The 12381-nt window shown below is 50.0% G+C and carries 7 protein-coding genes and 1 other annotated feature; all 7 genes read right to left on the bottom strand.

What is annotated here, in order from left to right:
* Window positions 1-127: 127 nt before the first annotated feature.
* The 7 genes from LK436_RS09140 to LK436_RS09110 all read right to left on the bottom strand — a co-directional run bounded on the left by LK436_RS09140 (window position 128) and on the right by LK436_RS09110 (window position 12073).
* Window positions 128-1291 carry a DUF2812 domain-containing protein gene (locus LK436_RS09140; RefSeq protein WP_008398814.1) on the bottom strand — a complete coding sequence of 388 codons (1164 nt, stop codon included), beginning with the start codon at window positions 1289-1291 and terminating at the stop codon, window positions 128-130.
* A 713-nt stretch (window positions 1292-2004) separates the two neighbouring features.
* Window positions 2005-4416: a leucine--tRNA ligase gene (gene leuS / locus LK436_RS09135; RefSeq protein ID WP_008398812.1), complete on the bottom strand. Its 2412-nt coding sequence runs from the start codon at window positions 4414-4416 to the stop codon at window positions 2005-2007.
* 145 nt (window positions 4417-4561) lie between these two features.
* Window positions 4562-4864, bottom strand: a binding site (T-box leader).
* Window positions 4865-4937: 73 nt separating this feature from the next.
* Window positions 4938-6098 (bottom strand): MFS transporter, encoded by a 1161-nt coding sequence (locus LK436_RS09130; protein ID WP_227910198.1) that lies wholly within the window; start codon window positions 6096-6098, stop codon window positions 4938-4940.
* 277 nt (window positions 6099-6375) lie between these two features.
* On the bottom strand, window positions 6376-7323 hold the full coding sequence (locus LK436_RS09125; protein ID WP_008398810.1) for a DUF4037 domain-containing protein: 948 nt from the start codon (window positions 7321-7323) through the stop codon (window positions 6376-6378).
* Between the two features lie 132 nt (window positions 7324-7455).
* On the bottom strand, window positions 7456-8331 hold the full coding sequence (locus LK436_RS09120) for a hypothetical protein (RefSeq protein WP_008398809.1): 876 nt from the start codon (window positions 8329-8331) through the stop codon (window positions 7456-7458).
* A 120-nt stretch (window positions 8332-8451) separates the two neighbouring features.
* Window positions 8452-9861: an RNA polymerase factor sigma-54 gene (gene rpoN / locus LK436_RS09115; protein WP_227910197.1), complete on the bottom strand. Its 1410-nt coding sequence runs from the start codon at window positions 9859-9861 to the stop codon at window positions 8452-8454.
* A 115-nt stretch (window positions 9862-9976) separates the two neighbouring features.
* A complete protein-coding gene (locus tag LK436_RS09110; RefSeq protein WP_008398807.1) occupies window positions 9977-12073 on the bottom strand; it encodes an elongation factor G in 2097 nt (698 codons plus the stop codon).
* Between the last annotated feature and the right edge of the window lie 308 nt (window positions 12074-12381).

Raw genomic sequence — 12381 nt, 5'->3', positions numbered from 1 at the left:
TGCGCCGTCTGGTTCTATGATAACACAGCAGGGTGGGTTTGTGAACTCCCCGGTGCAGAAGTATCTCTCCGCATCCTGATAGCCTGCATCAGCCCTTTTATCCCTTTTTTTCTCAATTCGTTTCCCCTCATGGCTTTTCTTTATTCATGAGATGCAGTAAGGCCTCCGCCTTTTCGGGGAGGCTGAGCCTTCCCTGATATTCCATAAACAGCACCTTCGTACCTTCTCTGGCAATCAGAAGCTGCATTTCTTCCTGTGCTCCCCATAAAAATGTATTAAATCCCTCCACCTGAAGTCTGGAAAATCCCTGTTCCATCTGCCTCTTCGCCTGCTCCTCAAGCTCTCTCTCCATCCCTTCTGCAAAATCTTCCATTCTGGAATTATAAAAATGCACCCTCAGCTTCGCTGTATAGGCTTTTCCCTCTTTCGGTTCAATTTCTGCAGTCTGCCTTACCTCGTACTGCTCTCGCATGAAGGGATTGTGGTAGTAAATAACATCCCCATCACAGTACTTTGCCTCTTCAGGTATCCCAGCTTCTTCCAGAAGCTCCAAAGCCACAAACGTATCTCCATAGCCTAATTCCTGGGCCACGGGGCCTCCCTGTCCGCAGGAACTAAACAGGCACACAGCAGCCAGAAGCACAAGCAATGTGAATATATATTTAGACCACCGAGGGAATTTTTTCGTTCTCACCTGCTCCTCGTCAGGACCCAGGCACACCCCTTTTTCCAGTAACCTCCTCATATTTTTTGTATAGCGCCAGTTCTCCACGACCCTCACGATCAGAAAAACTGCCAAAGGCATGAGCCCTATAAGAGCGATCATCTCCGGCTCTGCCAAAGTCAGAAATGGACTTTTCACAATACCAGCAAGAAAATCTCTTATATTAAACAAAAAGACCCCAATGCACAGCACTGTTGCCACCGCCGCCGTCATCAACCGCTTTTCCTGCCATTTCAGAGCCATCTCCTGCAGCTTAGAATTCGTGTAAAACTCTGCAGTATCAGGATCATCTGCCCGTAAAATGTTATACAGCGTCCGGTGAGTCGTTACATACCGCCAACCGTTTTTCAGGTACTCCTTCTGCCGTGCTTCATCGCATTCTCCCTTCTTTCCATCTATAGGCGCCAGACGGTATAGGACCCTAGCAGGCTCCCTCTTTTCAAAATACCACCAGCTTCCCACCGTCTCCGTAAGAAAAAAACCTTTAAGAGCCATTTGTTCCAGCCATAATTCCACATCAAAAATCTTGTGTTCATTGACTGGAAGCTTTGCCAGCTTTTCCTTCATTGTTCCCGTCCCTCCCTCATCCTCCGGACTTCCAGAGCAGAAGCGTATAAAACATTGGTTCTGCAGGAATGAATCTATGTTTCTATTTGATCATTTCTTTCATTGTTTTTATTGCATCATAGTTCAATTTATTAAATGATTTCTTAAACTGTTGCGGGAAACAGCTTCATTAAGTATAGTTTACATTAATAACTTTCATATGGCAACAATTTGCAGAAGCATTATAAACTTACAGCTGTTATATGGCAGCCGGGTGATGCAGGCAGGTGATATTAACATTTGAAAAAATATTTCAGCACCCTGAAAACCAATGAACATTGCTTGTTTCAGAACTGAGATTCTGATAGGAATACATTTTTTAATTATCCTGCAAGCGAAATTACACATATCTGATAAATCCATTGCAAAGGCAGACTTGCTTTTTCTGCCAGCAGGCCCCTTTATGTTCAATGCTCTTTTCAAAATAAGCATAATCAAATACATTTGTTATATTCTAAAAAATGGCGCAGACAATGTCTCCATTATCTACGCCATTTCTCATTTTACCTCGAAATAGTTACTCCATTTTCTTTTGCAGTATTCCAGGATATCTTACCTTTGAAAAAAGTCTGTAAACCTTGGTTTTAAGCAAACTTTTCAATATTTCAAAGCTCTCTTTTATGGAACACCAGCAATCCCATAAGCAAGTATTCTGTTGTAAAAATTTTTCTCAATTACTTTACTACTATGTTGATAATCTTGCCCGGCACATAGATCTCTTTTACGATTGTGCCTGTCAGTTTATCCTTCACTGCCTCTTTTCCTGCTGCGAGAGCGGACTCCTTGTCGGCGTCAGCCGGAAGTGTCACAAGACCTCTTGTCTTTCCGTTAATCTGAACGGCGATCTGGATCTCGTCATCCTTCATGGCCTCCTCATCGCACTCCGGCCATGTGCTGTGGAATACGCTGTCTGTTCCGCCGAGCTCTCTCCACAGCTCCTCGCCCAGGTGAGGAGCAAACGGTGCAAGGAGAACTACGAAGGTCTTTAAGGTCTCTTTGTCAATTCCTCCCTCTTTCTTGGAAAGCTCGATCAGCTTGTTATTGTACTCCATGAAGCCGGAAATAACTGTATTTAAGCTGAACTGCTCAAAGCGCTGCTCAATATCGTAAACCAGCTTATGGCGCAGCTTCACCATTTCCTTTGTCTCCTTGATGTCCTTGTCCTTGCTGCTCATAACCAGGTTGTAGAAACGGTTTAAGAAGCGGGAAACACCCTCAATTCCGCGATCGTCCCACTCTGCATCTAACTCCGGCGGTCCTACGAACAGCTCGTAGAGGCGCAGGGAGTCACAGCCGTAGTCGCGCACCAGATCGTCCGGGGAAACCACGTTGCCCTTGGACTTGCTCATCTTAATTCCGTTCTTTCCTGTGATCATTCCCTGGTTGAACAGCTTCTTGAACGGCTCGTCAAAGTCGATCACGCCGATATCGTACAGGAACTTGGTGTAGAAACGGGAATACAGCAGGTGAAGCACAGCGTGCTCCACGCCTCCGATGTACATATCTACCGGAAGATATTTGTCGGCCTTCTCTCTGGAAACCAGCTCCTTGTCATTTTTGCTGTCCACATAGCGCAGGAAGTACCAGGAGGAGCCTGCCCACTGAGGCATGGTGTTTGTCTCTCTCTTGGCCGGCGCGCCGCAGCACGGACAGGTGGTGTTTACCCACTCGTCAATGGCTGCAAGAGGTGACTCTCCCGTTCCTGTCGGCTGGTAGCTGTCCACCTCCGGCAGCGTCAGCGGAAGCTGATCCTCCGGAACCGGCACGTTTCCGCAGTTCGGGCAGTGGATAATCGGGATCGGCTCTCCCCAGTATCTCTGGCGGGAGAATACCCAGTCGCGCAGCTTGTAGTTGACGGTCTTTCTTCCGATACCCATTTTTTCAATCATCAGAGGAGCTTCCTTCTTTAATACGGAGGACTCCATTCCGTTCCACTCGCCGGAGTTGATCATGGTTCCGCTTGCCTCGGTGTAGGCCTCGGTCATGTTCTCAATCTCTTTTCCGTCCTTTGCGATAACCTGGATAACCGGAATATTGAATTTCCTTGCAAACTCAAAGTCTCTGTCATCGTGGGCCGGCACGCACATAATGGCTCCCGTTCCGTAGTCTGCCAGTACATAGTCAGACAGCCAGATCGGAACCTTTGCCCCGTTTAACGGGTTGATGGCGTAGGAACCGGTGAACACGCCTGTCTTTTCCTTATCCTGGAGACGGTCCACATTGGACTTCATGGAAGAATCGAAAATGTACTTCTCGACAGCCTCCCTGGTTTCATCTGTAGCCAGGCTCTTTGCCAGCGCATGCTCCGGTGCCAGCACCATGAAGGTGGCTCCGTGGAGCGTATCAGGTCTTGTGGTATAGACGGTGATCTTTTCCTCTCTGCCCTCAACCGGGAAGTCCACCTCAGCGCCGTAGGATTTTCCAATCCACTCGCTCTGCATCTTTTTAACCTTCTCCGGCCAGTCTAACTTGTCCAGATCATTTAACAGTCTCTCTGCATAATCTGTGATCTTTAACATCCACTGGCGCAGGTTCTTCTTGGTGACAGGAGTTCCGCAGCGCTCGCAGCAACCGTTTACAACCTCCTCATTGGCAAGGCCTGTCTTACAGGAAGGACACCAGTTGATGGGGAACTCCTTCTCATAGGCGAGGCCCTTCTTAAACATCTGCACAAAAATCCACTGAGTCCACTTGTAAAAGCTCGGATCCGTGGTGTTGACCTCCATATCCCAGTCATAGATTGCGGCAATCTCATTGATCTGGCGTTTAATATTCTTTACATTCTCTGCCGTGGATTTTGCCGGGTGAACGCCCATCTTAATGGCATAGTTCTCTGCCGGAAGGCCGAATGCGTCCCATCCCATGGGATGAATCACATACTTGCCCCGCAGAAGCTGGTAACGGCTCCACACATCAGAGATTACATATCCTCTCCAGTGTCCTACGTGCAGTCCGCTGCCTGACGGATATGGGAACATATCCAGGCAGTAATATTTCTCTTTCTTCCCGTCATTTACATTAATCGGGTTCTTTGCCCAGTTTTCCCGCCATTTTTTCTCAATGGCGGTATGGTTGTACTGTGCCATCTGAATTTTCCTCCTTTTGTTTTATGTGCAGAACCTGACCGGTCAGAGCCTCGGCAGCCATTCCTGCCATCTTTTTCTTTCATGGAAATACAAACATCCATTTCCTGTGAAATACAAAAAGCCCTGCCTCTCTCTGCTGGTTCTGCATAGAGACGCAAGGCTTGATCCTCTCGCGCGGTACCACTCTATTTCATGCTGTCTGCATGCTCTTACGGGGGAATCTGCCTGTCTGCTGTCCTGATCCATCCGGTCAAGGGGCAAACTGAAACGGCATTTTCTCCTCACCGCGTAACGGGCGGCTCCCGGCTCTGCCTACACAGGGAACAGACAAACTCCCCTTCAACAGGCTACTCCAAGGCGAGTTCAGCTCCCTTTGCCAACTGCCTCGCACCCTCCGGCAGCTCTCTGATGATTCCAGAAGCCTACTACTCCTCTTCACGGTATTTTTGCTGTTTCTAAATGTAGCACACTTGCCCCGTCCTGTCAAGGCTCTAGCCGGGATGCAGCACAAAAGCCTGCATCTATATTTTTCTCCAGACCGCCGCTGCCAGCGCTGCGCCGGTCAAAAGCAGCAGACCTCCCGCAAAAAAGCCTCCTGACAGTCCCTGTCTGGTACAGGCACCTATCACTGGTCCCAGGAGTATGCCTGCAGCGGATATAATCAGATTGTAAGCTGACAGGGAAGCTGCCTTTCCTGCTTTTCCTGTATGGCACAGTTTCAGCGACTGCTCGCAGGGCAGATACCCCTGGGCTGCAAACCGAAAAACCGGGAACAGCAGTACACACCAGAAGCTCTCCCCTGCAGCCCACAATCCGGCAGACGAGAAAACAGCAAGAGCCCAGAAAACAGCAACTGCCCTTCCTCTTTTTTCTCCCTGCCTTCCGGAAAGCCAGACACTGGCCAGGCTCCCTCCGAGCCCTGCCAGATTCATCATTACATTGAGTGCTCCATACCACATCTCTGGCACAGCAGCAGCCTGCCAGGCCGGCGAACTGAAAAATACAGTAAAGGTATGCTCCGTCTCAGAAAGCACTGCTCCACTCACAACAAACACCAGAAAGGCTTTGTTTTCCAGAAGCATTTCTCCTACTTCCCGAATCTGCTGTCCCGCTGTCCGGCAGTTCTTAGCGCTACCCTGAATATCCGGAAGCAGACACCGCAGAAAAAACGCTGTCCCCACAGAAACAGCCGTAAGAGCGGCCAGCCCTCTGTAGCCGACACGAACTGCAAGGGGAAAAAAGAGCCCCGCAATACTCACTGCTGCAAAGGAAACTGCCTGATAGTATCCAAGAACTCTGTGTTCTGCACCGTGTCCGGAAAGACTACTAAGATAAGCTGCATCACAACCGGAACACCCACTGGCTGCCGCTGCAAGAACACACCTCTGAAGCAAAAACAGCCAAAAGCTGTCTGCTGCAAGAAACAGAAGCTGGGCAGCCAGATGGAAGGCTCCCGCAATCACAAGGGTTGTCTTGCAGCCAATCCTCTCTGTCAAAAACCCCCAGGGAAGTTCCAGAAGCATACTGACAGCAAAAAAGCAGCTCTCTGTCACGGTGATCTGAAACAGCGTCATTCCGAAGGCCAGCCGGTACAAGCTGGCTACAGGCGCATAAAAACAGAGAGAATCCAGAAACGCCGCTGCAAGAAACAAGCCGATCCCTCTCTTTGAATTATTATTCATTTTTTCTCCCATTCTCTGCACATCGGCAGGATCAAATCCAGTTTTACGTCTCTTTTTTCTGCCTGAGCCGCTCTGATCGGCTCCTGCCTTTCTGCCTCTAAATGGGACTGTACTTCATTTCTCTTCCCTTCTTTCCTGCATTCCTATGTATCCCTGTTTTTCCACGCCCCCATTTTAAATTTCCTTCCGTTTATCCATTCACCTCCCCTGTCTATTTTCAACTTTCTCTTCACTGTCTAGTTCCCCATTAAAGGTCACTCGAAACAGGTCGCCCCGTCTATCCCTCCATCACATGCATATTTCTGAGCTGTCCGTCCCGTATCCGCTCCATCACACAGAGGGCGTGGGGCTCCAGATAGTCCCAGTCTCCGTCCGTCAGCCCCTGGCGTTTCAGTTCGCCGATTATCTGCCCGCACACCGCCTCTATGCCATTTCGCACCTTTTTTTCTTCTGTCCCCTCCCCGGTCTGTGACAAAAGCAGGGCCGAAAGCTCCTCCCCAAGCTCAGGAAGAATCGGCAGCTCCCGAAGCTTTCTGAAAGCCCATTTATAATAGGGCATGTAGCTGTTGTTCAGAAGAAACACCATGGAAACCGCCTGCCTGACAAATTCATCGAGGGCCAGCCTCGCTGCCGCCGGCTCCCTGTGCTTCAGGCAGCGGCTGTAATTATACTGCCCCGACTGAGCCATCAGAGCAGCCCTCGCCGCAATCTTTTTCAGCCTGACATCCTCCGGATACCCCTTTAAAAGCTGATTTCTCACCTCCGTAAACGCTCCTAACGGATCGCTGAATACCTCCCCGTTTACCGCGCAGGCCAGGGAATACTCCGGCACAGTCATCCAGTGGGAAAGCTCTCCAGGCGCTCCCGGCGCTCCTGTAAATGTCTCATAGAACTGGCCAATGGTCATAACGCCTGTCCGGCCGTCCCCGAACAGACTCGTTTGGATTCTTCTCACTCCCAGAAATTCCTCCGGCAGACGTCTGTAGGCCCTCATCAGCCTAAATCCCGTCCTCTCAGCGTCCTCCTCTGTTAGCCACAGACAAAATCCAGGTCCAAAGTCGTGATCCCTTGACACCTCATCGTCATATCCGAAGCATTCCGATCCCTGCCCGACCAGACCGGCCGCTATTCTCTCTTCATATTCCGGGAATTCCTTTCTAACCATCTCCCGTCCGAATTCTTCGTAAAACCGCCTGGACAGCTCCAGTCCCCGCATTTTCTCCATCCTTAAGCCCTCTCTCCTCTGTCCTTAGTCCCTTTACCGGTTCTTTCAGTCCGTTTTTTCGCCTGCCTCTCCGTTCTCCTGCGTCCGGCTGCATAGTCTCCTGCGTCCGGCCGGCCACTTGATTCTTCCTCTTTACCAGTCCTTGTCCTCTGTCTGTCCTGCCCTGCGGTTTGCCCTGTAAATCTGCTCTGCCCGCTTTTCAAGCTCCCTCTGGATTCTGAAATACCCGAATTCCCCGAACGTCCCAGCGCACTTCCTGCAATTAAATGCATAATAGCCGTCCCATTTCACGCTTCTTTTCTCAAACTGCTCCCACGCCCGTTCCAGACACTGGCTTTTCTTCTTCTCCCACAGCTCCATCTCCTCCTGGCTGCAGCTTCCCGTTTCACTCTCAGCTGCCTCCCAGTCCCGGTACAGACACGCCAGATTCACCCAGGTGACCGCAATCTCCATCTCCGAGTGCTGTAACAGACCGGCCAGCTCTCCGGCCCTCATAAACAGTCTCTCTGCCCGGTCAAATTCTTTCAGCTGTGTATAAGCAAGAGCCATATTGTTGCAGAGGCCTGCAAACCGGTAGTCATCCTCCCTCAGATGCCTCTGATACACCCGCTTTGCCGCCTCGTAGAGGGGCAGAGAGGCAGCACACTTTCCAAAAGCCTTAAAGGTTGTAGCCGCATTGATCCAGGTCGTCCCCGCAGTCACAGTATCTTCCATTTTATGGGTCTTAATCAGCTCGATTCCCCTCTCTGCCGCCTCAAGCCCTGTCCTCTCCTCCCCGGTACTCCTTGTAAGTCCCATCAGCTCATTGGCTACTGTAAGCTGTCCGCCCCAGTCTCCTGCCTTCTCAGCCTCTGACATCCAGTATTTCAAATGCTCCATCGCCCGTTCCGGCTCGTCCTGTTCCAGCATCCGATCCAGCTTCTCAATAACCTCCTGCACCGGAATCCGCCGGCATGTATCCTGATTTTTCATCTCTGTACTCTCCATCTGATTTTCCTGGTCAGCCATCCGCCAGACTCCCCCCGTTTCACCCCTTACCAGTCTTGTTTCCAAAGCCTGACAAAAAGAAGAGGAACCTTTGGTTTAGAAGCCGCAAAAGGTTCCTCTTTTTCATAGAGACAGGGTTTTCTACAGAAACACCTTTCTTCCCCCGGCGTCCGGTATCCCAAGCTCCTCTCTGTACTTGGCTACCGTCCGCCTGGATATGGTAAACCCTCTCTCCTCCAGCTTTTCCGCCAGAATTCTGTCGCTGAAAGGCTTCTTTTTATTTTCCTCCCGGATGATCTCAGTCAGGGCATTTTTCACCTCCTGGACAGATACGGCTCTTCCTCCTCTTCCCTTCTCCTCCGAAATTCCTCTGGAAAAGAAGTAATTCATCGGATAGATGCCCCAGGAGCACTGGAGATACTTCTGGCGCACAGCACGGCTGACCGTAGACTCGTGGATTCCGATCATCTCAGCCACCTCACTCTGTTTCAGCGGCTTCAGATGGGAGGGACCTTTCTCAAAAAACTCACTCTGAAGCATCAGGATGGTTTTCGTCACATTCATAATCGTCCGGCCCCTCTGCTCCATACAGGTGCGTATCCACTCCGCCTGCCTGAGCTTTTCCCTCAGGTAATCATGAACCTGAGAGGAATCTGACTGAACTGCCATTTTCCTGTAGTAGTCGTTGATCTCTATAGTCGGGTAGGTGCTCTCATTGAGCAGGATCTCGAAGCGATCGGCAAATTTCACTACTGTCACATCGGGAATCAGATAGGAAAGCTGTTCCCGGGACGCAAAGTGGCTTCCGGGCCTCGGATTCAGATTCCTGATTGCCTGGCAGATCTCCGCTGTCTCCTCCACGGAAAGATGCACCTTCTTTGCAATCACCGGAATCTTGTTTGCAGCCAGAAGCTCCAGGTGCTCTCTCACAATCTCCTCAGCTGCCGGAGAGTCCATCCGGTTTCTTTTCAGCTGCAAGAGAAGACACTCGCTCAGATCTTTTGCGAAAACCCCTGCCGGTTCCAGTGTCTGAAGCTGTGAGAGAATCTCCTCCACCCGCTCCTTCGGCTCATGAAACCGCTCTGCCACTGAGTCCAGCGGTTCATCCAGGTATCCCCTGTCGTCCAGACTCTCCATCAGATAGGTGATGATCTCCTCATCTTTCCCAGACAGCTCCTTCAGACTGATCTGCGACCAGAGGTAGTCCTGCAGGGATTCCCCGTCCTCCTGCCGGAACTTCCAGTCATCATTTCCCTCCTCGTCATCTCTGGACTCGTGCATATACGTATCGCGGTTCCTGTCGTTCAATGATTCCAGCCACTGATACTTTGCCATCCGCTCATCCTCCGGAGACGGCTGGCTCAGATCCACGACGGGATTTTCCAGAAAAATTTCCCCCAGCTTTTCGCATAACTCCTGCACTCCCATCTGAAGGATTTCATTTGACAGGATCATTTTCTGTGATAATGCCTGCGTCTGCTCTGCCTTGATAAATAGTTCTGTCCTCACGTTTTTCTTCCCTTCTTCTGCACTGATTCCTGTAAATGGCACCAAAAATCTCCACTGTCCGAACAGCCGCAAAGAGGGACTGTCTTTCCAAATATAAAACACAGTCCCTGACAGCTATTTCATTGTATTCAATTTTACCATAACTTTATAGAAAAGATCAATCTTTTTCAGCTTCTGCTGCTCTCGCCTCAACCTCTCTCTTCTGTACATCTCCCGGAGCCTGCTCATAGCGGCTGAACTCATAAGAGTAAACTCCGATGCCGCCTGTCATGGAGCGCAGGTCTGTGTTGTATCCGTAAAGCTCAGACATCGGAACATCTGCCTCGATAATCTGTTTGCCGTGGTGATCCGAATTCATGCCCAGCACGCGTCCCCTTCTGCGGTTCAGATCTCCCATTACATCGCCGGTAAACTTATCCGGCACTGTCACCTTAAGGGAGGCAATCGGCTCAAGAAGCACTGGATTTGCATCCATAAAGCCCTTCTTAAAGGCCATAGTAGCCGCCATCTTGAAGGCAAGCTCAGAAGAGTCTACGGGATGGTAAGAGCCGTCTACCAGAGTTGCCTTTAAGCCCACAACCGGATATCCGGCCAGAGGTCCCTTGAGAACGCATTCCTGAATTCCCTTCTCGACAGCCGGGAAGTAATTCTTCGGAACAGCGCCGCCGAACACTCTCTCCTCAAATACATATGGTTTTTCCAGATCGCCGGACGGCTCAAATTCCATCTTTACATCACCGTACTGGCCGTGACCGCCTGACTGCTTCTTATATTTGCCCTGAACCTCCACCTTCTTTCTCAGAGTTTCGCGGAAGGCAAATTTCGGTTTGCTGAGCACCACGTCAACCTTATAGCGGTTTAACAGCTTGCTCACAACCACCTCCAGCTGCTGATCGCCGATTCCATAGAGGAGGGACTGGCGGTTCTCCACATCATTAACCGTGCGAAGGGTCAGATCCTCTTCCATTAACTTGGAGAGGGCACTGGAAATCTTGTCCTCGTCTCCTTTCGTCTTGGCAGCATATGCCATGTAGGTATACGGTGTGGAAATCTTCGGTTTGTGGTATACAATGGGGGCGGTGCGGACTGCCATGGTATCTCCCGTCTGGGTTACAGTGAGCTTTGCCACAGCCCCGATATCTCCGGCCTTCAGCTCGGGAACCTCGATGGCATCCTTTCCTCTCAGCACATACACCTTCTGAACTTTCTCCTCCGCGTCCTTATTGACATTGTAGATTACGGAATCGGGTTTTAAGGTTCCTGTACAGATTTTCATCAGAGAATACTTTCCGATGAACGGATCCACCACTGTCTTGAACACCTTGGCTGACAGGGAAACATCGTCGTTATACTTTGCTGTAAAGCGCTCGCCGTTGGAGACATCCACGCCGACGCACTCAAATTTATCCGGTGACGGGAAGTATTTGTCTATAGCCTGCAGCAGATGGGAAAAGCCCTGAGCATTTACGCCTGAGCCCATCAGTACCGGGACAATGTTACCCTCGATGACATGCTCCCTGAGGGCGGTGGAAATCTCATCCTGGGTAAACTCCTCACCGGAGAAGTAGCGTTCCATATACTCCTCGCTGGTTTCCGCAACTGCCTCGATCAGGGCGTCTCTTACGATTCCCAGGTTTTTCTTCGTATACTCCGGAATCTCGCACTCCTCATAATCGCTCAGGTTGGTGAAGCGGCGGCCGCCCATCTTCACTACGTTTACGAAGCCCACAAATTTCTCATTCTCACGGATCGGAACCTGGAACGGTGCAATCTTTCTTCCGAACCGTTTTTCCAGCTTCAGGATAAGCTCTCGGAAGCTGGCCTGATCATCATCCATATTTGTCACAAAGATCAGTCTCGGAAGCCTGTACTCCTCGCACAGCTCCCACGCCTTCTCCGTGCCGACCTCAATGCCTGCCTTGCAGTTTACCACAATAATCGCGGCGTCGGCCACGCTCATGGCCTCCTCTACTTCTCCCACAAAGTCGAAATATCCGGGAGTGTCAAGAAGGTTGATCTTAATCGGACCGTTTTCTCCGCTGTACTCGATCGGAATCAGGCTTGTGGAGATCGAAAACTGACGCTTTATCTCTTCTTTATCATAATCGCTGATGGTTGTTCCGTCCGGAACCTTTCCCATTCTCTTTGTCACGCCTGTCACAAGCGCCATGGCCTCAGCTGCCGTCGTCTTTCCTGCCCCGCCATGTCCAAGAAGAACCACATTGCGAATCTGTTTTGTCCCGTACACGTTCATATTAAAATCCCTCCCGTAGATAAATTTTAGTCCATGAGTATATTTTACAAGAAAATAGAGAAAATTTCAAGTTAAATGTGCATTTTATACAATATTTCTTTTGATATTTTGTGAAAGTCCCGTTCATCAAAGTTTTTTTCTGTTCATTATCCCAAAATTATTTGTTATTTCACCAATCAAAACGATTTAATTGATTGACACCCAGCTTAATACTGACAAATTCCGCGCTTTTTTACAAAACTCAGACCCATGTTTCCGCCTGTTTCGGCGTTACCTTCCTGATTTTTAGCTCCTTTCCCCCTGACAAA

The sequence above is a fragment of the Clostridium sp. M62/1 genome, assembly GCF_020736365.1.
GTDB lineage: Bacteria > Bacillota > Clostridia > Lachnospirales > Lachnospiraceae > Otoolea > Otoolea saccharolyticum_A.
Note: the sequence above shows the minus strand (reverse complement) of the source record. Positions and strands in the feature narration are given on the sequence as shown.